The organism is Nocardioides sp. B129/18 (assembly GCF_055282735.1).
This window is the reverse complement of the sequence record NZ_JBUZJI010000024.1, coordinates 13180-39086: the sequence shown is the minus strand read 5'-3', so window position 1 is coordinate 39086 and position 25907 is coordinate 13180. Positions and strand designations below refer to the sequence as shown.

At 73.3% G+C, this 25907-nt stretch carries 22 protein-coding genes, 1 other RNA gene and 1 pseudogene; 9 read left to right on the top strand and 15 right to left on the bottom strand.

Annotation, left to right across the window (positions count from 1 at the left end; translation table 11 throughout):
* Positions 1-10 precede the first annotated feature (10 nt).
* The 4 genes from ACZDWJ_RS15750 to ACZDWJ_RS15735 all read right to left on the bottom strand — a co-directional run bounded on the left by ACZDWJ_RS15750 (position 11) and on the right by ACZDWJ_RS15735 (position 3782).
* Positions 11-1012: a DUF3048 domain-containing protein gene (locus ACZDWJ_RS15750; protein WP_463522358.1), complete on the bottom strand. Its 1002-nt coding sequence runs from the start codon at positions 1010-1012 to the stop codon at positions 11-13.
* 131 nt (positions 1013-1143) lie between these two features.
* The gene (locus ACZDWJ_RS15745; RefSeq protein WP_463522356.1) at positions 1144-1899 is read right to left on the bottom strand and encodes an SDR family NAD(P)-dependent oxidoreductase; all 756 of its coding nucleotides are present in this window, start codon (positions 1897-1899) and stop codon (positions 1144-1146) included.
* A 63-nt stretch (positions 1900-1962) separates the two neighbouring features.
* Positions 1963-2400 (bottom strand): HIT family protein, encoded by a 438-nt coding sequence (locus ACZDWJ_RS15740; RefSeq protein ID WP_463522354.1) that lies wholly within the window; start codon positions 2398-2400, stop codon positions 1963-1965.
* Between the two features lie 8 nt (positions 2401-2408).
* Positions 2409-3782, bottom strand: coding sequence for a M15 family metallopeptidase (locus ACZDWJ_RS15735; RefSeq protein WP_463522352.1), 1374 nt, complete (start codon positions 3780-3782; stop codon positions 2409-2411).
* A 164-nt stretch (positions 3783-3946) separates the two neighbouring features.
* Between ACZDWJ_RS15735 and ACZDWJ_RS15730 the strand changes: the two genes are divergently transcribed.
* Complete coding sequence (locus ACZDWJ_RS15730) at positions 3947-5491, top strand: hypothetical protein (RefSeq protein WP_463522350.1); 1545 nt, start codon at positions 3947-3949, stop codon at positions 5489-5491.
* Positions 5492-5680: 189 nt separating this feature from the next.
* Positions 5681-6280, top strand: a complete 600-nt coding sequence (locus ACZDWJ_RS15725) for a response regulator transcription factor (RefSeq protein ID WP_463522348.1) — start codon at positions 5681-5683, stop codon at positions 6278-6280.
* A gap of 24 nt (positions 6281-6304) precedes the next feature.
* Here the strand turns inward: ACZDWJ_RS15725 and ACZDWJ_RS15720 are convergent, their stop codons facing one another.
* Positions 6305-7009, bottom strand: a complete 705-nt coding sequence (locus tag ACZDWJ_RS15720; RefSeq protein WP_463522346.1) for a response regulator transcription factor — start codon at positions 7007-7009, stop codon at positions 6305-6307.
* A gap of 247 nt (positions 7010-7256) precedes the next feature.
* Between ACZDWJ_RS15720 and ACZDWJ_RS15715 the strand changes: the two genes are divergently transcribed.
* From ACZDWJ_RS15715 to opgC, 5 genes are read left to right on the top strand one after another with little or no spacing between them, the layout of a single operon-like run.
* Entirely contained in the window at positions 7257-8450 is a 1194-nt protein-coding gene (locus tag ACZDWJ_RS15715; RefSeq protein WP_463522344.1) for a PP2C family protein-serine/threonine phosphatase, read from the top strand.
* Entirely contained in the window at positions 8447-10465 is a 2019-nt protein-coding gene (locus ACZDWJ_RS15710) for a glycosyltransferase family 2 protein (protein ID WP_463522342.1), read from the top strand. Before ACZDWJ_RS15715 ends, ACZDWJ_RS15710 begins: the two co-directional genes overlap by 4 nt.
* Entirely contained in the window at positions 10462-10797 is a 336-nt protein-coding gene (locus ACZDWJ_RS15705) for an STAS domain-containing protein (RefSeq protein ID WP_463522340.1), read from the top strand. The genes ACZDWJ_RS15710 and ACZDWJ_RS15705 overlap by 4 nt, the downstream gene beginning before the upstream one ends.
* Entirely contained in the window at positions 10790-11227 is a 438-nt protein-coding gene (locus ACZDWJ_RS15700; protein ID WP_463522338.1) for an ATP-binding protein, read from the top strand. The genes ACZDWJ_RS15705 and ACZDWJ_RS15700 overlap by 8 nt, the downstream gene beginning before the upstream one ends.
* Complete coding sequence (gene opgC, locus ACZDWJ_RS15695; protein WP_463522336.1) at positions 11224-13701, top strand: OpgC domain-containing protein; 2478 nt, start codon at positions 11224-11226, stop codon at positions 13699-13701. The genes ACZDWJ_RS15700 and opgC overlap by 4 nt, the downstream gene beginning before the upstream one ends.
* Before the next feature lie 106 nt (positions 13702-13807).
* On the opposite strand, the gene ACZDWJ_RS15690 is transcribed toward opgC, so the two are convergent.
* Positions 13808-15538 (bottom strand): GNAT family N-acetyltransferase, encoded by a 1731-nt coding sequence (locus ACZDWJ_RS15690; RefSeq protein ID WP_463522334.1) that lies wholly within the window; start codon positions 15536-15538, stop codon positions 13808-13810.
* An 83-nt stretch (positions 15539-15621) separates the two neighbouring features.
* On the opposite strand from ACZDWJ_RS15690, the gene ACZDWJ_RS15685 reads away from it, so the two are divergent.
* Positions 15622-16566: a hypothetical protein gene (locus ACZDWJ_RS15685; RefSeq protein ID WP_463522332.1), complete on the top strand. Its 945-nt coding sequence runs from the start codon at positions 15622-15624 to the stop codon at positions 16564-16566.
* A gap of 21 nt (positions 16567-16587) precedes the next feature.
* Here ACZDWJ_RS15685 and ACZDWJ_RS15680 read toward each other — a convergent pair whose 3' ends face one another.
* From ACZDWJ_RS15680 to ftsE, 9 genes and pseudogenes are all read right to left on the bottom strand, one after another.
* On the bottom strand, positions 16588-17826 hold the full coding sequence (locus tag ACZDWJ_RS15680; RefSeq protein WP_463522330.1) for an outer membrane protein assembly factor BamB family protein: 1239 nt from the start codon (positions 17824-17826) through the stop codon (positions 16588-16590).
* A 191-nt stretch (positions 17827-18017) separates the two neighbouring features.
* Positions 18018-18388, bottom strand: a transfer-messenger RNA (tmRNA) gene (ssrA, locus tag ACZDWJ_RS15675).
* Between the two features lie 52 nt (positions 18389-18440).
* Positions 18441-18662, bottom strand: a complete 222-nt coding sequence (locus ACZDWJ_RS15670) for a hypothetical protein (protein WP_463522414.1) — start codon at positions 18660-18662, stop codon at positions 18441-18443.
* 34 nt (positions 18663-18696) lie between these two features.
* Positions 18697-19062, bottom strand: a pseudogene (locus ACZDWJ_RS15665) (maleylpyruvate isomerase N-terminal domain-containing protein); the annotation flags it as partial.
* 75 nt (positions 19063-19137) lie between these two features.
* The gene (locus ACZDWJ_RS15660) at positions 19138-20037 is read right to left on the bottom strand and encodes an amidohydrolase family protein (RefSeq protein WP_463522328.1); all 900 of its coding nucleotides are present in this window, start codon (positions 20035-20037) and stop codon (positions 19138-19140) included.
* Positions 20030-20509 carry an SsrA-binding protein SmpB gene (gene smpB / locus ACZDWJ_RS15655; protein WP_463522326.1) on the bottom strand — a complete coding sequence of 160 codons (480 nt, stop codon included), beginning with the start codon at positions 20507-20509 and terminating at the stop codon, positions 20030-20032. Before smpB ends, ACZDWJ_RS15660 begins: the two co-directional genes overlap by 8 nt.
* A 70-nt stretch (positions 20510-20579) precedes the next feature.
* On the bottom strand, positions 20580-21845 hold the full coding sequence (locus ACZDWJ_RS15650; protein ID WP_463522324.1) for a peptidoglycan DD-metalloendopeptidase family protein: 1266 nt from the start codon (positions 21843-21845) through the stop codon (positions 20580-20582).
* 52 nt (positions 21846-21897) lie between these two features.
* On the bottom strand, positions 21898-22803 hold the full coding sequence (ftsX, locus tag ACZDWJ_RS15645) for a permease-like cell division protein FtsX (protein WP_463522322.1): 906 nt from the start codon (positions 22801-22803) through the stop codon (positions 21898-21900).
* A 97-nt stretch (positions 22804-22900) separates the two neighbouring features.
* Positions 22901-23590, bottom strand: a complete 690-nt coding sequence (gene ftsE, locus ACZDWJ_RS15640) for a cell division ATP-binding protein FtsE (RefSeq protein ID WP_463522320.1) — start codon at positions 23588-23590, stop codon at positions 22901-22903.
* A 127-nt stretch (positions 23591-23717) separates the two neighbouring features.
* Here ftsE and ACZDWJ_RS15635 point away from each other — a divergent pair, with 127 nt between their 5' ends.
* The gene (locus ACZDWJ_RS15635) at positions 23718-25907 is read left to right on the top strand and encodes a fibronectin type III domain-containing protein (protein WP_463522318.1); all 2190 of its coding nucleotides are present in this window, start codon (positions 23718-23720) and stop codon (positions 25905-25907) included.

The following is a 25907-nucleotide window of genomic DNA, read 5'->3' as shown; positions in this document are numbered from 1 at the left end:
CGCGCACCTACTAGCGGTAGGTGACGTTCCCGCCCGAGGCGGGCACCAGCTCGATCCAGGTGCGACCGGCCGGGACGGCCAGCGTCGAGCCGCCCGCGGAGAGCTCGATCGGCGAGGTGAGATCGGCCTTGCGCCACGTCGCCGCGATCGCCTTGCCGCCGCTGAAGAGCACGGCGCGGCCCGAGCCGACCAGCTTGGTCTCCGGCACCGGGTTGCCTGCCGGGTCGCGGTAGCCGGCGTCCCCGACGCGCACCCGCAGCACCAGGACGTTGGTGGCGTTGAAGCGGTCGCCCTGGGCGGCGAAGGAGTTGGTGTTGCGGTAGGTGCCGGACTGGTAGGTCCACTGCGAGGTGCGGCCGCCGCCGAAGGTCGCCGAGACGCTGCGGGCCGAGCGTCCCGCGGGCAGGTCGGAGGCCGAGCCGAAGGTCAGGTACGACGCCGGCGCGCCGTCGCTCTTCGCGAGCGTGGCGGTGGCGGCGAGGTCGGAGAAGAGGTTGTAGGGCGCCCGTCGTCCGTAGTCGCGGCTCAGGCCCTTGGCGCCCTCCTCGAAGAAGGTGAGGCCGGCGTTCTGGATGCGCTTGATGGTGCGGGTGGCCGCGCCGCTGGTGACGATGTCGCCCTTCACCGGCGAGACGATGCCGATGTCGCTGGCGCGCATCGAGCGCACGGGGCCGACCTTCGACGGGAACCCGGACTGGTAGAAGGCCGCCAGGCGCGTGAGCCCGCCCTCGACGAGCTCCTCGACGACGAGGTCCGCGCGGCCCAGGCCCAGCTGGGGCGAGCTGGCGTAGGTGTTGTCGATCTTCACCACCATCACCCGACGCCCGGCGACCTTCGCGCTGACCTTCCGCCCGGTGAGCGGGGAGAGGATCGGGGCGTCGGGGGCGGGCGACGAGCCCGTCACCGGCGTCTTGGCGGCGCCCGGAGCGGCGGCGTCCTCGCCCCCGCAGCCGGCCAGGCCGAGCGAGGCGACGAGCGCGAGGGCGGGCAGGACGGCGGTGGTGCGGCGCACGGTGACTCCCGGGTGCTCGGCGTGGCGGGTGGCTCCACCCGTTCGGGTGCTGCGCCCAGCATGGACAACGGGCGCGCCTCCGCTCGGGAGGCGCGCCCGTCGAGGGTGCGTCAGGGGCGGGACGCCGGGCCTCAGCCCAGGGTGGCACCGCCGTCGACGTAGAGGGTCTGACCGGTGATGTAGGACGCCTCGTCGCTGGCCAGGAAGGTGACCGCCGCGGCGATGTCCTCGGGGCCGCCGACGCGCTTGACCGGGTTGGCCTCGGCGGAGAGACGACGGAACTCCTCGACGTCCATCTTCAGGCGGGCGGCGGTGGCGTCGGTCATCTCGGTGGCGATGAAGCCGGGGGCCACGGCGTTGACGTTGATGCCGAACGGGCCGAGCTCGATGCCGAGGGTGCGGGTGAAGCCCTGGATGCCCATCTTGGCCGCGGAGTAGTTGGCCTGGCCGCGGTTGCCCAGCGCCGAGGTGCTGGAGATGTTGACGACCTTGCCGTACTTCTGCGCGGTGAAGTGCTTCTGCGCGGCCTGGGTCATGAGGAACGCGCCCTTGAGGTGCACGCCGATGACGAGGTCCCAGTCCTGCTCGGTCATCTTGAACAGCAGGTTGTCGCGGGTGATGCCGGCGTTGTTGACCAGCACGTGCAGACCGCCGAGCTCCTCGACCACGCGGGCGATCGCGGCGTCGACCGAGGCGGCGTCGCTGACGTCGGCGCCGACGCCGATCGCCTGACCGGGCAGCCGGGACGCGGCCTCGGCGGCGGCGGTCTCGTCGAGGTCGATGATCGCGACCGCGGCGCCCTCCTCGGAGAAGCGCGTGGCGGTGCCGAAGCCGATGCCGCGAGCGGCGCCGGTGATGACGGCGACGCGTCCGTCGAAGCGACCCATGATGACTCCTGTTCTGATCGGTGGAGCCACCGGACGGTGGCCGCTGGCCACCCTAGGACAGCCTCAGGCCAGGGCCTCACGCAGTCTCGCCGCGTACGCCGCCCGCTCCCCCTCGGCGTAGCGGGTGCGCGGCCAGAAGAAGCCGCGCAGCCCGTCGCCCTTGGTGCGCGGGACGACGTGCAGGTGCAGGTGCGGCACGGACTGGCTGACGACGTTGTTGATCGCCACGAAGCTGCCCTGGGCGCCCAGCCCGTCGACGACCGCGGTGGCCAGGCGCTGGGCGGCGGCCAGGAACGGGTCGCGCAGGTCGGCGGGCAGCTCGGGCAGCGTGACGACGTGGACGCGCGGCACCAGCAGGACGTGGCCGCGGAAGACCGGGCGCTGGTCGAGGAACCCCAGCAGGTGCGGCTCGTCGAGCACGACGTCCGCGGGCGTCTGCCCCGCCACGATGCCGCAGAAGACGCAGTCGCTCGGGGCGGTCGGGGTGGTCGGGGCGCTCACGGACGGCCTCAGGCGTCGAAGTGCTGGGTGTCGCCGATGCCGTAGGTCCAGCGCAGCCCGTAGAGCGCCATCACGCGAACGACGATGTGGGAGCGCGTGCGCCAGGCGTAGCGGGCATTGCTGCGCGAGATCCACCAGGTGTTCGGGACCACGCCCTGCCGCGAGCGGTAGGGGTTCTCCCAGGTGTTGACGTCGAGCGAGCGACCGGTGGCGTGCGGCGAGCGGACGCCCGGCGTGCCGACGACGTTGCGGCAGTTGAAGGCCGAGGTGTTGCCGGCCTCCATCGACTTGTAGTCGTTGGCGCCGTGCAGCGTCGCGGACCAGCCGAAGCGGTCGACGCGGTACATCGAGCGGATCGGCAGCCGACGATCGTGCATGCTGCGCAGCGCCTTGGCCATGTTGTCGATCGCGCTGGTGGCGGCGACGAGCTCGCCGCGGTGCCGGTAGCCGTCGTAGCCGTAGTAGTTGATGCGCAGCAGCCGCAGACCCGAGCGGCCGACGGGGCACCCGGCGTGCCACGAGCGGCCGACCATGTCCTTCCAGACCGAGTCGGGGATCGAGGTGATCACCGCGTTCGCGCCCGAGCCGACCGCGCGCGGCTGCGCGGGCAGGGTGATCTTCGGGCTCGGCGCACCGGCCGGCAGGACGACGGGGGTGCCCGGCGGACGGTTGTCGACCGAGCGCTCCGCGCTGAGGCCGGCGAGCAGCCAGGAGTACACCTTGGGGGTCCGGACCCGGTAGCGGGTGTCGACGCGGGGCGTGAGCGCCACGGACCCGATGCCGTTGGACGCCGTGCGCACCGAGGCCACCTTCCTCCAGGTGCCGCCGGCGGGGCGGGCCTCGACGGCGGCGATGCCGCGCACCGGGGCGCCGCCGCCGGTCCAGGTGACCGTGAGCCGCAACGAGTGCTCGTCGACCACCGAGCTCGGCACCGACACCGAGATGCGCGGCGTGCGGGGCTTGAAGACCATCTGGTGGTCGGTGGTGACGGCGGCGTGCTCGGGGGTGCCGTCGTAGACGAGGCGGACGACGTTGAGCACCGGGGAGCGGTCGAGCCGCTGGGTGGTGCTCGCGCGGCCGGCGGCGTCGGTGGTGAGCTCGGCGACGGTGCTCCAGGCGCCGTCGACGCGACGCTGCACGTGGACCGGCGCGGAGGCCACGGGCGAGCCGCCGTCGAGGAGCGTGAGGCTGACGACGCTGTCGCGCTCGGGCCAGGAGACGGTGGACGTCGCCTGGAGCCCGGTGGCCCCGCGGGCCGAGGCGGCGCCGGCGCTCAGGCCCAGGCAGGTGGCGACGAGCGCCACCACGACGAGCCCCGCCAGCGCGGCCGGACGCCGGCGACGACGGTGACCTCCGCGGACCTCGCCGACGGACAGGTGCACACCCCGAGGGCGCCGAGCCGCTGCTGCCATGGCGGGCATCATGCCCCGCGCGCCTGTGATCATGCGCTCCCGCGCCGCGGCGTCCGCGACCAACCGACGGGGCGAGGTCGCCGGCGCTCTGGACCAGGGATCCGAAGTCGACCAGATCGCTCTACTATCGCTGCGTGCGTCCCTCCCCCTCCCCCCGCGTCCCGAGCGGCGATCGCCGCCGTCCCCGGACCGCGGCCCTCCTCGCCCTCGCCCTGCTCGGTCTCCTCGCCGGCCCCGCGCTCGCCGCCGGCGACGGCGTGGTCGTCCCGGTGCCCTCGACCCCGACGACGGCTCCCGCGATGGTGGGCGCGGCCGCGACCGCGCGTCCGGTCCGCGGCGTGCCCGCGGTGCCGCAGAACCCCTACCTGGCGGCCAACGGCCGCTCGGGCATCCACGACGACGGCTGGCAGAGCGACACCTACCGCTACCCCGGTCCGCTCGGCGTCTCGCCGCGCACCGCGTCGGCGAGCCTCGGCGGCATCTGCGGCTCGATCGCCTTCGACGCGCGGGGACGCCTCGTCACCACCTGCATCGGCGTGACCCGCGCCCTCTACCTGCTCGACCCCGACACCCTCGACGTCATCGACTCCTACCCCCTGCCTCGGCCGACGCCGGGCTCGGGCCTGGGCGGCAACCCCTTCCAGTACTTCAGTGGCGGCGCCTACTTCTACCTCGACCACCGCGACCGCGCGGTGATCGGCACCGTGGACGGGCACCTCCTGGTCATCGCGGTCGAGCCCGACGGGCTGCGGCTGGTCCGCGATCACGACCTCACCGGGGTGCTGCGCTCCGGCGAGACCCTGAACTCGGCCCTGCCCGGCACCGACGGCCGCATCTGGTTCGTCACCAAGGCCGACGGCGGGGTCGGGACGCTCGACCCGCGCACCGGCCGCGCGGCGATGATCCGGCTCGGCAGCGGCGAGGACGGGCAGATCCAGAACTCGCTGGCGGTGGGGTCCGACGACGAGGCGTACGTCGTCACGAACCGGCGCCTCTACCGGCTGGCCCACCGCGCCGACGGCACGCCGCGGATCGTGTGGTCGGTGCGCTACCGCAACACCGGCGTCGCCAAGCCCGGCCAGGCCGACGACGGCACCGGCACGACGCCGACGCTGCTGCCCGGCGGGTACGTCGCGATCGCCGACAACGGCGACCCCATGAACGTCGTGGTCTACCGCACCGCGCCGCGGGTGCGCGGCTCCCGGACGGTCTGCGAGGTCCCGGTGTTCGGCCGCGGGGGCGGTGCCACGGAGAACAGCCTGATCGGCGCGGGCCGCACCCTCGTCGTCGAGAACAACCTGGGCTACACCGGACCGGAGGCCGTCGCCCTCGGACGATCGACGACGCCGGGCTTCGCGCGCGTCGACATCGCCGCCGACGGCAGCGGGTGCCGGCTGCAGTGGACCAGCCGCACCACCGCGGCGCCCACGGTGGTCGCCAAGCTCTCGCTGGCCACCGGGCTGATCTACGCCTACACCAAGCCGGCGGGCGATCCCACCGACCCCTGGTACTGGACGGCCCTGGACCTGCGCACGGGCCGCGAGGTCTGGCGGATCCGCGCGGGAGCGGGCCCGCTGCTCAACAACAACTACGCCGGTCTGGCGATCGCTCCCGACGGCACGGCCTATCTCGGCGTGCTCGCGGGCCTGATCAGCCTGCGCGACGGAACCACGCGCTGATCCCTCGACCGGCGATTATTCCCGTCGCCGGGTCCCGCTCACCCCTTCGGTCCTACTTGTCGACGGAGCAGGTCGTTCGGGTTTCAACCTGTGTGTGATCAGGGCAAGTGACTCCTCGGACGCTGCGGCGTCCTCCCCGTCACCTGCCGACCTCGGGTAGGCGTCCCCCGTCGAAAGGTCTGATCCTCCGTGCGTGCACCGATCCGCGTCGCCGTCGTCGACGACCACCCGCTGACCGAGCCTGGCCTGCGGACCATGCTCAGCGCCCACCCGGCGCGCATCCGCCTGATCCAGGTGGGCCCGGCCCTCCAGCCCTCCGAGATCGACCTCGTCCTCTTCGAGCCCGTGCGCCTGACCGTCCAGAGCCGCGCCCTGCTGCGCCGCCTGACCTCCGCCGGCGCCGCGGCCGTCGCCTACACCTGGCGCGAGTCGACCTCCACCGGCCACGCGATCATCTCCAAGGCGCTCAACGGCGCGGCCCTGGCCGACGCCATCGAGGAGACTCACCGCAAGCTCACCTCCGCGATCCCCTCGGCGACGCCCATCGCCGGTGCGCACCGCTCGGTCGGCGACCTCTCGCCGCGCGAGTCGGAGATCCTCCACCTCATCGCCGAGGGCCGCTCCAACGACGAGATCGCCGACGACCTCGGGCTGTCGATCAACTCCGTGAAGACCTACATCCGCCAGGCCTACCGCAAGATCGACGTCGTGCGTCGCTCGCAGGCCGTGGCCTGGTACGTGCAGCACCGCGAGGCGACCCAGGCCGCCGAGCAGCTCACCGCCGTCTGACGTCCCTCGACGGGGACCCGGCCCTCAGGGCCGCGGCTCGTAGACGTACCCGGTGCCCTCGACGGTGCGGATCCACTCGTGATCCGCACCGTCGCCGGCCTTGCGCAGCTTGCGGCGCACCGAGGCGATGTTGAGGTCGACGAGGTAGTCGGACTCCATGAAGTCGCCGCGCCACACGCGGGCGACCAGGTCGCCGCGGTCCCAGACGCGTCCGGGCTCGGAGGCCAGCGCGCCGAGCAGGTCGACCTCCACCGGCGTCAGCGGCAGCGGGACGCCGTCGAGCACCGCGACGTGCGCCACCGGCACCAGCACCAGACCGCCGCCGGCGTCGACCGTGACGTCGTCCTTGGCCGTCGTGGCTCGGGGGCGACGCATGAGCGCCGCGACCCGCGCCCGCACCTCGCGGGCCGAGAACGGCTTGGAGAGGTAGTCGTCGGCGCCCACCTCGAGGCCGACGAGCCGGTCGACCTCGTCGCTGCGGCCGGTGATCATGATGACGTAGGCGTCGGTGAACGAGCGCAGCTCGCGACAGACCTCGGTGCCGTCCATGTCGGGCAGCGAGAGGTCGAGCGTGACGACGTCGGGCGAGAGCTCGCGCACGAGCGCGAGGGCCTCGGCGCCGCTCTCGGCGGTGGCGACCTCGAAGCCGTCGGACTCCAGCGCGAAGCCGAGCAGAGCGCTGATGTCGGGGTCGTCCTCGACCACCACGATCCGCCGAGCCTGATCCACCGTGCGCTCCTCCTCGCCTGCGAGCCGTCCGCCGACCCGATGGCCCACGCTACCGGCCCATCGGCGAGGTCCCGCACCACCTGAGGAGGCGCCGGGACGGGTCGACCAACGCAGGGTGACGGATCAGCCACGGCTCGACCACCCGCGGGCCACGTCCCGGCAAGGCCCGGGCCACACCGCTCGTCCGAACGGCCAGGATCGGCCCACAGGGCTGGAAGCGGCCAGGGGCATGTGACAGGTTGATCCGGTGACTCCCGGTTCTTCCCTCGGGCGCGAGGAGCGGCGTCAGCGTGCGGTCGAGAGCCTCCTGCTCACCGAGGAGCAGCTCGGCGAACGACTCGCCCGCGTGACCCGCGTGGCCCGCCTCCTCTTCGACGTCGCCTGGTCGTCGGTGACGGTGCTCGACGGCGAGCAGGCGCTGTTCCCCGCCGCCGAGGGCTTCGCCGGCGAGCCGACGCCGCGTCGCCAGACCTTCTGCCACACCACCACCGATCTCGGCGAGACGGTGCTGGTGCCCGACGCCCGCCTCGACGACCGGTTCTCCGGGCTCGACCTCGTCGTCACCGGCCAGGTCGTGTTCTACGGCGGCGTGCCGCTGCGCGACGGGCAGGGCAACGTCGTCGGCACCCTGTGCCTCTTCGACTCCCGGCCCCGCGAGCTCACCCACGAGCAGCGACGCGCCTTCGCCGACCTCGCCTACTGGGCCGAGCGCGAGCTGACCTCCTCCCACGACATGGCCGCCGCCGAGCGCGTGCAGGCCTCGATGCTCCCCTCCAGCGCCCTCACCGCCGAGGGCTGGGACATCTCCGGCATCTGCCTGCCGGCCCTGGCCGTCGGCGGCGACTTCTTCGACTACGGCGTCAGCAACGGCGTCGCCGACCTCGTGCTCGGCGACGTCATGGGCAAGGGCACCGGCGCGGCGCTGGTCGGCGCCGGCGTGCGCGCGGCGGTGCGCGGCACCCACAGCGCGGTCACCGCGGGCGTCGACCTCGGCATCACCTCCACCCAGGTCGCCCGCGCGCTGCTGCCCGACCTCGAGCGCACCGGCGCCTTCGTCACCCTGCTGCAGGTGGCCGTCGACCTCGACGACGGCTGGACCCGCTACGTCGACGCCGGCCTGGGCCTGGCCCTCGTCGTCCGCGCCGACGGCGGCGTCGAGGCGCTCGGCTCGGAGGACCTCCCGTTCGGGGTCGTCGTCGAGGCCCACTGGACCGAGCAGCGCCTCTCCCTGGCGCCCGGGGACCGGCTCGTCGTCTTCAGCGACGGCCTCCTCGACCTGCTCGAGGACGACCAGGCCTGGGTGGAGGAGGTCGGCGCCCTCACCCGGGCCGCCGCCGACGCCCGCGACCTCCTCGCGCGCGTCACCGAGCTGGCCCGCGGCTCCGTGGCCTCCGACGACGTCACCGTGCTGGCCGCCTTCCGGGACGCAGCGCCGGCATGACCGCCCAGGAGCCGACCCGCCTGACCCGCCGACTCGTGCTGGTGCGGGTGATCGTCGTCCTCACCACCGTCCTCGGGCTGAACTACCTGATCTGGCGCTGGGGCTTCTCGGTGCACTGGTCGGCCTGGTGGATCGCGGTGCCGCTGGTGATCGCGGAGACCTACAGCCTCATCGACTCCCTGCTCTTCGGGCTGACGATGTGGCGGCTGCGCGAGCGCGGCGAGCCGCCGCCGGCGCCGGAGGACGTCACGGTCGACGTCTTCATCACCACCTACAACGAGCCGCTCGAGCTGGTCATGGAGACCGCACGCGCGGCCAAGGCCATCCGATACCCCCACCGCACCTGGATCCTCGACGACGGCAACCGGCCCGCGATGCGCGAGCTCGCCGAGGCCGAGGGCATCGGCTGGATCACCCGCTCGGCCGACTGGGTGGGCATGCCGCGGCACGCCAAGGCCGGCAACCTCAACAACGCGCTGCTGGCCACCGACGGCGAGCTGATCCTCATCCTCGACGCCGACCAGGTGCCGACGCCGGAGATCCTCGACCGCACCGTCGGGTACTTCTCCGACGAGCAGGTCGCGCTCGTCCAGACCCCGCAGTACTTCGTCAACGTGCCCGACTCCGACCCCCTCGGCAGCCAGGCCCCGCTGTTCTACGGCCCCATCCAGCAGGGCAAGGACGGCTGGAACGCCGCGTTCTTCTGCGGCTCCAACGCCGTCATCCGCCGCGAGGCCCTCATGCAGCTGGGCATCGCGCGCTACGCCCACGAGGTGCAGGTCGGCGTCCGCAAGGCGCTGCGAGCCGCCCGCACCGTGCTCAGCGAGGCACGTGAGGCCCTCGAGCCGGGCCAGGAGCGCATCGGCGAGGCCCTCGACGCCATCGCCCACGACGTCAAGCGCGCCCAGCGCGAGCTCGACCGCGGCGTCGCGCTCTTCGACGTCACCTACCGCTTCCAGCGGCGCGTCGACTCCGTGCACCGCGAGCTCGTCGAGGCCGATCTGAGCGCGGTCGCCGAGGACCTCGCGATCATCGCCGAGCTGGAGGCGCTGGCCGACGACCCCGTCGACACCCTCGCCGGCGTCTCGGCCACCGCGCTGGACCGCCTCGCGCACCGCCAGTGGTCGCCGCTGGGCGCCGTCGACGCCGTGCGCGCGCTCGTCGACGCCGTCGACGTCGGCCGCTCCGGGGAGGCCCAGCCGATCATGCCGCTGGCGACGATCTCGGTCACCGAGGACATGGCCACCTGCATGCGCATGCACGGCCTGGGCTGGCGCAGCGTCTACCACGACGAGGTGCTCGCCCACGGCCTCGCGCCGGAGGACCTCGAGACGATGCTGACCCAGCGGCTGCGCTGGGCGCAGGGCACGGTGCAGGTGATGTTCCGCGAGAACCCGCTGACCCAGCGCGGCCTCTCGATCACCCAGCGCCTCATGTACTTCGCGACGATGTGGAGCTACCTCTCGGGCTTCGCGGCGCTGGTCTACCTCGCAGCGCCGATCACCTACCTGACGATCGGCGTCCTGCCGGTGCAGGCCTACAGCGTCGACTTCTTCGCGCGGCTGGTGCCGTTCCTCATCGTCAACCAGCTGCTGTTCATCGTCGTGGCGGCCGGCAGACCGACCTGGCGCGGCCAGCAGTACTCCCTCGCCCTCTTCCCGACGTGGATCAAGTCCTTCACCTCCGCCTTCGGCAACGTCTTCCTCGGCCGCGACCTCGACTTCGCCGTCACCCCGAAGACCAAGCGCGAGGACGTCGGCCCGCGCTGGGACCTCGTCAAGCCCCAGCTGATCGCGATGGGCCTGCTGGTGCTGGCCCTCGTCGTCGGCGTGGTGCGCATCGCCGTGGGCCAGGCACCGCTGTTCGGGGCGATCTTCAACATGGTCTGGGTCGTCTTCGACCTGGCGATCTTCTCCATCATCGTCCGGGCCGCCCGATACAAGGGCTACGAACCCGCACCCCGGCCCGACTCGACCGACCCCACCCCCCGGCACGCAGCCCAAGGAGCACCATGATCGACATCGACGTCAGCACCGACTCCCAGGGCATCGGCGTCGTCGTCCCGCGTGGTCGGCTGACGATGGTCTCGGCGCCGCAGCTGCGCACGACGCTGGAGGCGCTCATCGCCGACGGCACCAGTCGCATCGTCGTCGACCTCGCCGAGACGTCCTTCCTCGACTCCTCCGGGCTGGGCGCCCTCATCGGCGCGCTCAAGACCGCCCGTCAGGCCGGCGGCGACCTGCGCATCGCCCGGCCGACCCAGGCCGTGCTCACCGTCCTCAAGCTCACCAACCTCGACAAGGTGCTGCGGCCGCGCGACACCGTGGAGGGCGCGTTCTATGTCTGAGGCCACGAGCCCCGGAGCTCCTGGGACGCTGCGGCTCACCGCCCCGGCGGAGCCCCCGGTCGTCGACCAGGTGCAGGAGCGCCTGGTGGCGGTGTGGGAGGCCGTCCCCGACCTCTCCCCCGACGTCACGATGCGCTTCGAGATGGGCCTGGTGGAGATCCTCGGCAACATCGTCGAGCACGCCTACGCCCCCGACGCGCCCGGCCGCCTGCTGACCGTCGAGGTCGACGCCTCCGCCGACGGCGTCCTGGGCACGCTCTTCGACAACGGCCAGCCGGCCGCCATCGACCTCAGCACCGTGACGATGCCGCCCGACGACGCCGAGTCCGGGCGCGGCCTGGCGCTGGCGCTGGCCGCCCTCGACCACCTCTCCTACGAGCGCGACGGCGACCGCAACCGCTGGCACCTGCGCTGCGGAGCCGCCGGATGAGGCGCCCGCTGCTGGCGCTCCTAGCACTCGCGGCCCTGCTCGCGCTGCTGGTGCCCGCGCCGGCCCAGGCGGCCGAGGACCCCTCGCCCGACCCCGTCCCGGAGCTCCCCGCGGCCGGGGCGCCGTGGTTCGGGCCCGCCCTGGACTGGACCAAGGACACCGCGAAGGCCTACGCCCAGCGGCTGGGCACCCAGCCCTCGCTGTACTCCCAGCGGGTGCACTACCCGCTCACCGACGACGACGTCACCTACCTGCGCCAGTTCGCCCAGCAGGCCGCCTCGCAGGGCGCCGTGCCGGTCGTCGACCTCGAGCCGCAGATCGGCCTCGGCGACCTCACCATCGCCGACGCCCGCCGTCTCGGGCAGGTGCTCGACCAGATCCACACCGACTTCGACTCCTACACCCTGGTGCGGTTCGCCCCGGAGATGAACGGCTCCTGGGTGATCTGGGGCCAGCAGCCCCGGGCCTACGTCGCGGCGTTCCAGCGCGTGGCGCGGGCGGTGCACGCGGCCACCGACCAGGCGGCCATGGTGTGGTCGCCCTCGTACGGCGCCGGCTACCCGTTCGGGCGCGCGTACGGCGAGGTGGACCCCGCCGGCACCCGCGACCCCGCCCAGCTCGACACCAACGGCGACGGCCGCGTCACCGACGCCGACGACCCCTACGGCCCCTACTGGCCCGGAGCCGACGCCGCCGACTGGGTCGGGCTCTCGGTCTACCGCTTCGGCACCGCCCAGCCCTTCGGCGCCAACACCGAGCCGGCGCCCGAGGAGTACCAGGACCGCCTCAGCGAGACGTGGGCCTACGCCAGCACCACCGCGCGGCGCTCGTTCTACCAGCGCTTCGCCGAGGGCCAGGACCGCCCGATGCTGGTGGCCACCTCCGCGCTCTACAACGCCGACGCCCCCGCCGGCCCCGGCGTGCTGGCGATCAAGCAGGCGTGGTGGCGTCAGGTCTTCGCCGCCGACGCCGATCATCCGATGATCCGCGGCATCACGTGGCTGGAGCTGACCCGTCCCGAGGACGAGATCGACGGCGACGAGGCCCGATGGGGCGCCACCCGCCCGCGGGCCGTGGCCGGCGCGCTGCGGCGCGATCTCGACTCCTCCGACCTCAGCCTCGGCCCGGTCACCCGCGTCCTCGACCAGGCCGTCAGCAGCGCCGCCACCGCCCAGGGGCGTCAGACCGACGACCCCAGCGGCGAGATGGGCTGGATCGTGTTCTGCGTCGCGCTGCTCGCCGTCGCGTACCTGCTGGCCGGCCTGATCGGGCGGTTCGTTCCCTCGTGGCGCTATCAGGGCGACGGCACCAGCCGCGACCACCGGCTCGACCTGTTCCGCGGCTGGATCATCATCACGGTGGTCGCCACCCACATCGAGGTCTCCGGCGTCTGGAGCTACGTCTCCCTCAACGCCATCGGCGCCATCACCGGCGCGGAGATGTTCGTGCTGCTCTCCGGCGTCGTCCTCGGCATGGTCTACCGGCCCGCCCTCAAGCGGGCCGGGGAGTGGGCCACCGCCGTCATCATGTGGCGGCGCGCCCGCAAGCAGTACGTCACCGCTCTGGTGGTCGTGCTGCTGGTGCCGCTGCTCGGGCTGATCCCGAAGGTCAACAGCGAGGTCGTCACGACCTTCGTCGACCGCGGCACCGGCGAGGGCGGCGGGGCCGACGTCGGCCAGGTCTACGACCTCTACCCGAACCTGCCGCGCCTGCTCGACTACCCGCCGCCCTGGTACGCCGTCAAGCAGCTGCTGCTGCTGGAGATGGGCCCGTGGGTCTTCAACATCATGGGCCTCTTCGTGGTGCTCAGCCTGCTGCTGCCGGCGTGCATGTGGCTGATCAAGCGGCGCCTGTGGTGGGTGCTGCTGGCGATCTCGTGGGCGCTGTACGTCGTCGAGACCCAGACGGGCTACCACCCGCTGCCCTCGCAGTTCGAGTACGTCTTCCCGCTGCTGACCTGGCAGCTTCCCTTCGCCCACGGCCTCGTGCTCGGCTGGTACCGACGCCAGATCGTCTCGTCCCTCACCACGCGGCTGGGCAAGGTGCTCGTCGGCCTCGCGGTCGCCGCCTACGCCGGGGTGCTGGTCTACCTGTGGGTCTGCCACCACCAGGGCGTGACGCCGCAGCTGCTGCCGGCCGACTCCTACGCCTGGCTCTACCAGAACGCCTACGTGCGCGTGTTCCTGCAGCCGGGCCGCCTCGTCGACCTCGCGCTGATGATCGTCGTCGCCTACGCGGTGCTGACCACCTGCTGGAAGCCGATCGACAAGGCCGTCGGCTGGTTCTGGACGCCGATGGGCGAGAACAGCCTCTACGTCTTCATCGTCCACGTGTTCTTCGTGATCGCCGTCGGCTCGATCCCCGGCCTCGACCGAGGCTCGTTCTGGATCGGCACCCTCGTGCACACCGTCGTGGTGCTGATGATCTGGGCGATGGTCAAGCGGCGGTTCCTGTTCTCGGTGATCCCGCGGTAGCGGGCGTCGGTCAATGACCCGGCTGACCGGGTAGTTGTCTGCTCGGCACGCGAGATGTCGCGTGCCAAGCAGACAACTCGCGTGCCACGTCGCGACGGATCGGCCCTCAGGACGGGTCGGACGCGCGGGCGGCGACCCACTCGCCGCGCATCATCGAGTACAGCCAGCCGTCGCGGTAGGCGCCCTGACGCCACTGCGCGCCGCGGATGACGCCCTCGCGCCGGAAGCCGATCCGCTCGAGCGCGCGCTGCTCGGCGAGGTTCTCCACGTCGGTGTGCGCCTCGACGCGGTGCACGCGCAGGTGCTCGAAGAACAGGTCGACGAGCGCGGCCTGGGCGGCGACGCCGACGCCCCGGCCACGCGCCTCGCGGCGCAGCCAGATGCCGATCATCGGGTTCGACGACTCCGGGTTGGGGCCCCAGCGCTGCCAGACCCAGCTGACCATGCCGAGCAACGCATGGCTCTCGGGGTCGACGACGGCCAGGCCGCCGGGGCTCGCGCGCAGGTCGGGCGAGGGCGGGGACGTGCGCGGCGCGCGCGGACCGAAGTCGTCGAAGGGCGAGTCGCCGCCGGGCAGCAGCCCGAGGTCGACGCCCTCGATCGCGCGGAGGCGGACGCGGGGCGGCATCGTTCCACGGTAGTCCGCGGAGCGCGGGCCGGAGGCCGGTTCGGGAAGGACGAGCACCCGGACGTCGGGGGCCTCCGGACCGGGCTCGCCCAGCCATCCCGGACGCACCCGGCCGGCCTCGATCCAGCCAGTCTCGGTGTAGAGCGCGAGCGCCGCCGGGTGCACCGGCAGCACCTCCAGCGCAGGACGCCGGCCGGCGGCGCGGATGCCGGCGACGGCGGTGGCCAGCAGCGCCCGACCGACACCGGTCCCCCGCGCCTCCTCGGCCACGACCAGGCTCGACACCCAGCCGAGCGCCTCGGGCTCGCAGCCGTGGGCGGCCGCGGCCAGCCCGAGCGAGGTGGCGTCGGCCAGCCGGGAGCCGGGCTGGGTCCAGGCGACGTGCCCCACGATGCGTCCGCCGTGCTCGGCCACCCAGGCGCCGCGGGCGTCGTGGCCGTGGAGGAACTCCGCGGCGGGCATCGGCAGCGGGTCGCGGTAGGGGTAGTGCGAGCCGGCCTGCTGGGCCAGCAGCATCCGGCCCGCGGCCGGCAGGTCGTCGGGACGACGCTCGCGCACCACCGGTCCCTCGAGCAGGGCGAGCGCCTGCGCGACGGCGGCGCGGGGGCTGGCGAGCACCGGGACGCCGAGGTCGCCGAGCAGGTCCGCGGCCGGGGCCATGCTGGCCTGGGCGAGCACGACGACGTCGACGGGCTCCTGCGCCACGCGGCGGCGCACCCCGTCGGCGATGGAGGCGACGAAGCCGTCGCGGTCGCCGTCCTCGAACAGCGGCCAGGCGGCGGTGAGGACGAGCTCGCTGACCTCCAGGCCCCGCTCCTGGGCCGCGGCCTCGTCCTCGAGCAGGGCCCGGCTCGGCTCGAACGTCGAGGCGAGCGCGGCGACGAGCAGCACCCGCGGCCCGGCCGCGACGGCGGCCGCGGCCATCGGGCGATCGACCCGCACCACCGGCAGGCGCAGCGCCGGGGCGAGGGACTCCGCGACGGCGCCGAGGGTGGAGCAGGTGCACACGATCACGCCGGCGCCGTCCTGACGCAGCCGGCGCAGCGCGGCCTCCACCGAGGCGGTGACGGGCTCGCCGGCCCGGGCGGCGGTGAGCAGTCCGGGCTCGACGACGTGCCAGCGGTCGAGCTCGGGTGCGAGGTCGTCGAGCAGCGCGTCGAAGGTGGCCACGTGGACGTCGGCGGTGTGCAGGAATCCGAGGCGGGCCATGGCTCCATCCAACCTCACCCGGTCTCGCCCGCTCTCGCCGAACCTGATCGACCGCACGCTCCGGCATCCCTAGGCTGCCGGGCGTGAGCGATCTCTGGAGCACGCTGGACGACGCCGAGCGCGCCGTCACCGAGGCCGCGACGCTGGAGCGTCGCCTCGCCTCCGCCCGGGCCGAGCTGGACGCCGAGCGCGGCCGCCTGCGCACGACCCGCGCGGTCCTCGACCTCGAGGACGCCGACGTCACGCGCCTCGAGCGCGTCGGTCCTACCCGGATCTGGGCGGCGCTGCGCGGCGTCCGGGACGCCGAGCTGACGCGCGAGCGCGCCGAGCAGCAGGCGGCGCTCTACGCGCACGCCGCCCAGGAGCAGCGGGTCGCGCAGGCACAGGATCGCCTGCACGCCCTCGACGCGGCCCGCTCCCGCCTCGGCGACGTCGCGGCCCGGCGTCGTCGCGCTCTGGACGCCGTCGAGCAGGCGCTCGTCGAGGGCGGTGGCCCGCACTCGGCCGCGCTGGCCGACGTCGCGGTGGCGCTCGGCACCGCGAGCGCCCGGCAGCGGGAGGTCGACGAGGCGATCACCGCCGCGGCCCGTGCCGACACCGCCCTGGGCTCGGCCGCCGACCTGCTCGGCCGCGCCGGCGACTGGGCCACCTACGACACCTTCCTCGGCGGCGGCCTGCTCACCGACGCCATGAAGTACCAGCGGATGGACGAGGCCGAGGCCCGCCTGCGCGACGCCGACGCCGCCCTGCGCGCTCTCGCCCGCGAGCTGGCCGACCTCGGCCAGGCCGGCGTCGACGGGGTCGGCGTGTCCGGGCTGCTGACGACCTTCGACGTCTGGTTCGACAACATCTTCAGCGACTGGTCGGTGCGCTCGCGCATCCGCGAGGCCGCCGAGCGCACCCACGAGGCCGCCCGTCAGCTGGCGGGGCTGCGCAGCCGGCTCGAGGCCGAGCGCCGGCGTCTGGGCCAGGAGATCGTCGACCTCGGACGCCGCCGCGCCGAGATCCTGGCGGCCGCGCGATCGTGAACGACCCTCGCCGCGCAGGCGTCAGTCGTCGGCGAACGCGAGCAGCCGTCCGTCGGTGACCCCGATGACCAGGGCACCGTCGGCGGTGAGCGCCGGGTAGGAGTCGACGGTGGCTCCCGCGTCGTGGGTCCACAGACGGCGACCGTCGCGATCGACCGCGTAGACGAGTCCCTGGCGGGTGCCGGCGTACACGGTGTGGCGGCCGTCGACGAGCACCGAGGTCCAGATGCCGATGCCCCCCGGGCCGTCGTCGACGGTCGAGCCCTGGTGGCTGAAGAGCCTCGCACCGGACTCGGCGTCCAGACCCACGATCCGGTTGCGGTGATCGCCGAAGTAGGCGACGCCGTCGCGGGTGACGCCCGGCGAGGAGTAGGTCCAGACACCTCGACGGTAGCGCCAGCGCACCGAGCCGTCAGCGGGGTCGAGGCCGTACTGGAAGTCGTCGTTGGTGCCGATCACGACCGTGCCGGACGGCGAGACCGCCGGGCTGACCTCGATGAGGCCTCGCGGCACCCGCCAGCGCCAGGCCACCGCGGCCTTCCGCACGGCGACGACCCCGGAGAGCACCGACTGGTAGACGGTCCGACCGTCGTCGGAGAGCACGGGCGAGCCGTAGCCGCCCTCCCCGAGATCCAGGCGCCACCGCACGCCCGGGCCGGCGAACGACGGGATCAGGGCGAGGAGCAGCCCCGTGTCGGTGCCGACCACCACCTTCCCGTCGGCCCGGACTGCGGGCGAGGTGACCAGTCCGCCGAGGCCGAGGCGCCATCGCTCGGTGCCGTCGGGTGCCACGGCGATGAGCGCACCTCGCGGGCCGGGCCAGAGGATCAGGCCGCTCGGCAGGACGGCCGGGCTGGTGGAGAGGTCGAGGCCGTAGGAGCCACCCCCGTCGAGGGTCCACCGGTCCCGCCCGGTGGCCGGATCGAGGGCGTGGAGGATCCCGGCGTTGGACGCCGCGTAGATCGTGCCGTCGGCGGCGACCACCGGGCCCGGGGTGACGTCGCCCTCCAGCCGCCGGGTCCAGCGCAGCCGTCCGGTCGTCGGCCCCGCGGCGGGGCTGGCGCCGGAGTGTCCGGCGTCGTGGAGCGCCTGGGGCCACGGCGTCCAGGACGACGTCGCGGGCGCGCCTCGATGGCCGGCGAGGGGACGATCGGCCGGACCCTGGGACACCGACCGGCCACCGCAGCCGGCCGCGACCAGGAGCGCGACGAGGAGTGCAGCGAGGAGCTGGGCCCTGCTCCGAGGACCGTCAGCGCTCACCGGACCAGCATGCATGCCCGACCTCTGCGTCGGAGGCCGCGGACCTGACGATCCGGTGACGATCGACCGGACCTCCCACGCTCGCCGCGCGCTGATGGCACCGAGGCGTCGCTGGCGGCACGAGACGAGCCCCTCGACCACGAGAGCCGCCCGACGACGTCGGGCGGCTCTCGTCCAGCAGGGGCTGTGCGCAGTGGAGCTGCGGGGAATCGAACCCCGGTCCTCGAGCGCCGAACCAGGTCTTCTCCGGGTGCAGTCAGTGAGGTCGCTTTTCTCGGCCCCGGTGCTCACACTGACATGTCACCGACAGGCTCAGTCGGGTTTGAGTCCCACGCATCCACCCCGACAGCAGATGCAAGGCAAGTCTCCTAGATGACGCCTGGGTCCGGGACGGAGACGGATGCCCGGTCAGACGCTTCGATCACCGCTCAGGCGGCGAGAGCGAAGGAACTGCGCTTAGCGTTGGCAGTTATGGGTTTCCAGCGGTCGTTTACGAGATGTCGCTGGCTCCTCGACCCGCTTCCCCTGGAACTAACGTCCCAAGTCGAAACCGATCAGCCCCCTGTTGAGTTGTGGCACCAGTCTAGCGGCCGGTGCCAGCGTCGAGCATCCGGTTAACGCAGGCGAGCGGCGAGCACCTCGACGCCGGGGCCGCGCAGGTCGTCGAGGGCGACGACGCGCCCGCCGAGGGCCATCGCGAGCGCCTCGCTGGGGCCGGCGACCTCCGCGCCGCGCCCCCACGCCCACGCCTGGTCGGCGGCCACGAGGCGCAGGCCCTCGCAGCGGCGGCGCGGCACCAGGCCCGGCATCCCGCGGGGCAGGCGATCGAGCAGCACCCGCCAGTCGTCGAGGCCGGCGTCGTCGTCCAGACCGAGCGGACGAGCGCAGTCGCGCAGGTGCAGGCAGCAGTCGGCGAGCTGACCGAGGGGCCCGACACCCGGCGCCGGGCGGTGGACGTCGGGCCCGCTCCCGCAGCGCGGAGGTGAGCTCGCCGACCGGGCGCTGCGCCAGCCGTCGAGCGACCGCGACGCTGGCGCGGTCGAGCGAGCCCCAGGCCCGCACGATCTCGCGCATCAGACCGCTCCCCGCGACCAGCGGCATCGCGAGGTGACCGAGCACCTCGCGCACCGTCCAGGCGTCGCAGAGACTCCGGGTCTCCAGCTGAGCGTCGTCGAGGCGGTCGAAGAGGTCCGCCAGCCGACGCCGCTGAGCCGTGGTCCGAGCCCGAGGATCCATCCGGCGAGCCTAGGTCGTCGACGCGCCGGCGTCAGCCCTCCGTCAGCCCTCCGTCAGCCCTCTGTCAGCCCTCTGTCAGTCCGGCGGCGCCCCGAACAGCGCGACGCCGTTGTGCCAGCACACCGCGCGCAGCCACTCCTCCCCCAGCCCGAGGCGCTCGAGCGACTCCAGCTGGTGGAGGTAGGGGTAGGGGATGGTCGGGAAGTCGCTGCCGAAGAGCACGCGGTCCTGCAGCGCGAGCAGGCGCGGGCCGAGCTCGTCGGGGTAGGCGGTGTCCCAGAAGTCGGTGAAGACCATCGTGGTGTCGAGGTGGAGGCGCTCGTAGCGCTCGGCGAGGTCGCAGAAGTCGAGGTAGTCCGGCGCCCCGAGGTGGGCCGCGACGACGGTGAGGTCGGGGTGGGCGGCCATCAGCCGCGCCATCGGCCCCGGGCCCGTGTGGTCGGTGCCGACGGGCGCGTGGCCGGCGTGGATCAGCACCGGCACCCGGGCCTCGGCGAGCAGCCGCCAGGCGTCGTCGAGGAGCGGGTCGACGAGGTCGAAGGCGCCCACCTGCACGTGCACCTTGACGATCTCGACCCCGGCCTCGATCGCCGCGGCGACGTAGCCGGCGGCCCCCGGCTCGGGATAGAGCGTCGCCGACCACAGCGACTCCGGCGCCTCGGCCTTCACCTGCGCGCCCCACGCGTTGAGCCCCTCGGCGACGCCGGGACGGTGCGCGTAGGGCAGGGAGGAGAACCGCCGGACGCCGAAGTCGCGCAGGATCGCGAGCCGCTCGGCGTGCGGCAGCCGGTAGCGGATCGGCCAGGGTCGGCCGATGAGCGGGCCGGCGTCGTCGAACTGCGCCCAGACCTTGGCCTGCAGCCGCTCGGGCAGGAAGTGGGTGTGGACGTCGAAGAGCCCCGGCAGGCCCAGCCGCGTCCAGAACGCCCGGACGTCGGCGGCCTCGCCGGCCGCGACGACCGCAGCGTCAGTCACGCATGCCCTTCAGGCGACGGCCGACCTCGACCTCCACCTCGCGCTTGGCGGTGCGCTCGGCGATGGCGTTGCGCTTGTCCCACGACTTCTTGCCCTTGGCCAGGGCGATCTCGACCTTGGCGCGGCCGTCCTTGAAGTACAGCGACAGCGGGACGACCGTGAGGCCCTTCTCGCTGATGCGGCGCTCGATCTTGTCGATCTCGTCGCGGTTGAGCAGCAGCTTGCGCTTGCGGCGGGCCGAGTGGTTGGTCCAGGTGCCCTGGGAGTACTCGGGGATGTGGACGGCGTGCAGCCACGCCTCGTGGCCGTCGATGTCGACGAACCCGTCGACCAGCGACGCGCGTCCCTGGCGCAGCGACTTCACCTCGGTGCCCTGCAGGACCAGCCCGGCCTCGTAGGTGTCCTCGATGTGGTAGTCGTGGCGCGCCTTCTTGTTCTGCGCGACCAGCGTGCGCCCCTTCTCCTTCGGCATCCCGCCATCCTCCCAAACGAGGTCAACCGAGTTGCCGGCGGCGCCGCCTCGGCGCCGCCTCAGCGTCCGGTCAGAGCCACTTCTCGGGGTCGACGGGCGTGCCGTTGACCATGACGATGAAGTGCAGGTGGCAGCCGGTGGACCAGCCGGTGGAGCCGACCCAGCCGACGGTCTCGCCGCGCGTCACGCGCTGACCGACGTTCACCCGGTACCCCGAGGCGTGGTTGTAGACCACGGTGAGGTTCTTGCCGTTGACGCTGCCGAGGCTGACGTAGAGCCGGTTGCCGTACACCTCGTCGAAGTAGCGCTGGGTGACGACGCCGTTGCCGGCCGCCTTCATCGCCTCACCGCACGAGACGCCGAAGTCGGTGCCGTTGTGCAGGCCGTAGTAGCCGTAGATCGGGTGGATCCGGTAGCCGTAGGGCGAGGTGACCGGGCCGTTGACCGGCGGGGTCAGGTAGCCGTCGCCGGCGCGGATGTTGCCGGTGGCGCGCGCCTGCTGGGCGAGGATCTGACGGCGGATGCGGTCCTCGCGGGCCTTGAGGCGGGCCAGCACCCCGCGATCGGCGCGGGCCGCCGCGGCGGCCTTGGCCTGGACGGCGGTGCGCTCGGCGACGAGGCTGCGCACGGAGTCCGCGGCCTTCTTCGCGCTGGCGCGCAGCGTGGAGATGCGGGTGAGGTTGTCGGCGGCGGCCTGACGCTGACGTGCGACGTCGGCGGTGGCCTGCTGCACCTCCTGCTCGCGGTCGGCGAGCTGGTCCTCGGTGGCGAGGAGGTCGTCGTAGAGCCCGGCCTCGTGGGCGATGACGGCGTCGTTGAGGCCGTCGCGCCGGGTGAGGTCCTCGGGACTGTCGGAGCCGAGCAGGTTGGCGAAGGCCCGCAGCCGCGGGTCGCCCTGCGCGTAGTAGGTGCCGACCGTGGTGCGCACCCGCTGGCGCTGCGCCTCGACGGCGGCCGTCGCCTCCTCGAGCGCCGCGCGGGCGTCCTCGAGGCGCTGCCGCGCGGTGACCAGCGCTGCGGCCAGCCGCGCGTCGGTGCGCTTGGCCTCGGCCAGCTGGACGGTGAGCCCGGAGAGCCGCTTCTTGGCCGCCGCGAGGCGCTTCTCGGCCGCCTGCACCGCGTAGGCGGCCTTGCGCGTGGCCGCGCTCGACTCGTCGAGGTCGCGCTGGGCGCCCTTGATCTGCGAGCGCACCTGGTTGCGGCGGTCCTTGAGGCTGTCGTCGGCGTTGGCCAGCGGCAGCGTCAGGACGCCGAGCAGCAGCGCGATCATCGCCGCGACGGCGAGCAGGCGTGGGTGGGTACCGCGCGGGAGCACGGCGCCGGGGAAGAGGCGCATGTCAGTCCAAGGTGTTCGGGGAAGTGAACCCCTCGACGGTAGCCCGCCGAGGTCAGACCTTGATGTATTTGCGGGTCAGCAGGAGTGTCGGGAGCAGGGTGATGACCGGTCCGAGGATCGCGACGACGACCAGCGCGTAGAGGAAGTCGTTCATGCCGATCCACGGGATGAAGCCGAGGAAGTCCTTGAGCCATTGGTGCACGCCGAACCACATGCCCGCCGCGAGGGCGCCACCGGCGAGCACGACGCCGATGAGCGCGGTGATCAGCGCCTCCAGGAGGAAGGGCAGGGCGATGTAGAGCGTGGAGGCGCCCACCAGTCGCATGATCGCGATCTCCTTGCGGCGGGCGAACGCCGCGAGGCGGATCGTGTTGGCCACCAGGAGCAGCGCTGCGATGACGAGGAACACCGCCACGCCGAGCGAGGCGATCTGCATGACGTCCATCGAGCGCAGGATGGGCTGGACGACGTCGCGCTGGTCCTTGACGCTGGCCACCCCGTCGAGGCCGAGCACGGCGCTGGTGATGCCCTTGAACTGCTTGGGGTCCTTGAGCGTGATCCAGATCGACTCCGGGAAGTCCTTCGGGGTCAGCACCGGCTGGTCGCCCTCGAAGAGCTTGGGGTCGAAGAGCTTCTGCGCCTTCTCGTAGGCGGTCTGCTGGGACTCGAAGTAGAACGACTTGACCTCGGGGTTCTCCTTCACGACCTTCGAGATCGCGGCCTTCTGCTCGTCGTCGACGGCGCCGAGGCAGCGCTGGTCGGGGTCGTCGTCACGGCACAGGTAGGCGGTGATCTGCAGGTCGTTGCCCCACTGGTACGCGGCGGCGTCGGCCTGCCGCTTCACCAGGACGCCCGCGCCGACGAGGGCGAGGGAGACGAAGAGGGTGAGGATCACGGCGAGGTGCATCGACAGGTTGCGTCGCAGGCCCTGGCCGAGGTTGGAGAAGACGTAGCGCATGAGGACTCTCTGGATCGGGGTCGATGGCGCGGAGGCGGGCGCGGGTGGGCCCGCGCGTGGTCAGATCGGGATCAGATCGGGAGGGAGTGGGACGGCCTCAGTGCTGGAAGCCGTAGGCGCCGGACGCCTCGTCGCGCACGACGCGGCCGTGGTCGAGCTCGACGACGCGCTTGCGGAAGGTGTCGACGATGCCGTGGTCGTGGGTGGCCATGACGACGGTGGTGCCGGTGCCGTTGATCTCCTCCAGCAGCGTCATGATGTCGGCCGAGGTGGAGGGGTCGAGGTTGCCGGTGGGCTCGTCGGCGATGAGGATCATCGGCCGGTTGACGAAGGCGCGGGCGATGGCGACGCGCTGCTGCTCGCCGCCGGAGAGCTCGTCGGGCAGGCGGTCGCCCTTGTCGGCGAGGCCGACGAGGTCGAGCGTGGCGGGCACGACCTTGCGGATCTCGCGGGACGGGGTGCCGATGACCTGCAGGGCGAAGGCGACGTTCTCGGCGACGGTCTTGCTCTGCAGCAGGCGGAAGTCCTGGAAGACGGTGCCGATCTGGCGGCGCATCCGGGGCACCTTCCAGCCGGCGAGCCGGTTGATCTCCTTGCCCGCGACGTACACGCGGCCGGCGGTGGGGCGCGCCTCGCGCAGCACCAGGCGCAGCGCGGTGGACTTGCCCGAGCCGGAGGTGCCGACGAGGAAGACGAACTCGCCCTTCTCGATGTCGACCGACACGCCGTCGAGGGCGGGCACGGTGGTGCCGGGGTAGGTCTTGGTGACCTTCTCGAAGCGAATCACCCGATCGAGGTTAGTCGAGCCTGCCCAGCGGATCGCGCACCCGCACCGGCACGGCGGGATTCGGTGATCTGGCTCATGTCGGGGCTCGCACGGCCGTTGTGAGGGCTGAGCCGTGAAGGAGTCCCCCATGCGCCTGCCCCGACACGTCCGCCCCCTGCTGCGTCCGGCGGTGCCGGCGCTCGCCCTGCTCGCGGTGGTCGCGACGACCTCCGTCGGCGCGCTCGCGGCGGGCTCGCCGGGCGACTCCGGCGCCGCGCGCATCGCCGCGTCCGACGGCCCGACGCCGCGGCCGATCGTGCCGCAGCTGCGTGGCCCGCAGGCCCTGGCGCGGCTCGGCGACGACGACCTCGCGACGGTGGCCCGTCTCAACGGCCGCACGCCCGCGGCGCTGGCCCGGCTGCTGGAGGACCCCACGACGGTCGTGACGCGCCCGGGCCTCGTCGCCTTCCGCGACCAGCTCGCGCAGCGCACCGACCCCGGCTCGATCTCGCAGCGGCTGGTCGTGCCGGCCGCCGACACCTTCGCCCTGCACAGCCGTCCGGGCTCGAAGCGCACCATCTACCTCGACTTCGACGGCGTCACCCTCGCCGAGGGCAGCAACGGCTACGGCGCGGCCTGGATCGGATCGGGCATGGCCGCCGGCGCCTACGGCGGCTGGTCGCTCGACGCCGACTACGCCACCTTCTCCACCACCGAGCGCGGCGTGATCCAGGCGGTGTGGCAGCGCGTCGCTGAGGACTACGCGCCCTTCGACGTCGACGTCACCACCCAGGAGCCCTCGGCCGCCGCGATCGACCGCGCCGGCTCCTCCGACGCCGTCTACGGCGCCGTCGCCGCCATCACCGACAGCGCCGCGGCCCACGGCTCGTCGGCCACCTGCCAGGGCCAGTCGGGCTGCACCGGCATCTCCTACGTCGGCACCTACGGCCGCACCTCGGGCCACCAGGCCACCCAGCCGGCCTGGGCCTTCACCCGCTACTACGACGACACGGTCTCGATCGCGGAGACGGTGAGCCACGAGATCGGCCACCAGCTCGGCCTCTCCCACGACGGCCTGACCAACGGCACCTCCTACTACGGCGGCGCCGGCGGCTGGGCGCCGATCATGGGCTCGGGCTCGCAGCCGGTGATCACCTGGAGCAAGGGCGAGTACGCGGGCGCGAGCAACACCGAGGACGACCTCGACGTCATCAGCCGCAACGCGCCGGTGATGGCCGACGACGCCGGCGACACCGTCGCCACCGCGGCCACGACCCTGCCCACCACCGCGGCACCCGGCCTGATCGCCACCCGCTCCGACGTCGACGTCTACGCCCTGGGCACCTGCACCGGACCGGTCTCGGTGCACGCCTCCCCCGACGCCGAGAGCCCCGACCTCGACGTCCGCCTGCGGCTGCTCGACTCCACCGGCACCGCGCTGGCCACCGCCGACCCGGCGATGGTGCGGCAGAGCTACCAGGCGGCCACCGGCCTCGACGCCACCGCGACCCTCGGCGACGGCGGCGGGCGCAGCCTGTTCGTCGAGGTGGACGGCGTCGGCTACACCACCGCCCAGGACGCCGTGATCTACAGCGACTACGCCAGTCTGGGCCGCTACTCCCTCACCGCCTCGGGCTGCACGCCGGGCGGCGCCGTCGATCCGACGCCGGTCGATCCCAGCCCGACCACCCCCACGCCGACCGACCCCACGCCGACGAACCCCACGCCCACCGACCCGCCCGTCGACCCGACCCCGGCCTCGCCTCCGGGCGTCCCGCTGAGCCTGGCCGCCACCGCGGTCGGCACCGGCTCGGCGCGCCTGGCCTGGAGCGCCCCGACCACCGACGGCGGCAGCCCCGTGACGGCCTACGTCGTCGCCGTGCCCGGCCAGCCGCTGGTGCAGCTGGGCGCCGACGCCCGCGGCGTCACCCTCACCGGGCTGAGCGCCGGCACCACCTACGCCGTGTCGCTGGCGGCGGTCAACGCCGCCGGCACCGGCACGACCGCGACGCTGAGCGTCCGCACCGCCTCGGCCCGGGTGCCGAGCGCGCCGGCACGGCCGACGCTGACCCGCGGCGCCTCCGGCGGCTGGCTCTCGCTGACGGCGCGCTGGAGCGCCCCGTCGGACGGCGGCTCTCCGATCACCGGCTACCTGCTGCGCGCCACCCGGCTGAGCCTGAGCGGACGACTGCTCGAGACCCGCTGGTTCCGCACCGGACCGGTCGGCGGCGCGACGCTGCGGCTCGCCGACGGCCTGTGGGCCGTGCGGGTGCGGGCGGTCAACGCCGTCGGCACCGGACCGGAGAGCCCGCGCTCGCTGCTGGCGCGGCCGCGCTGA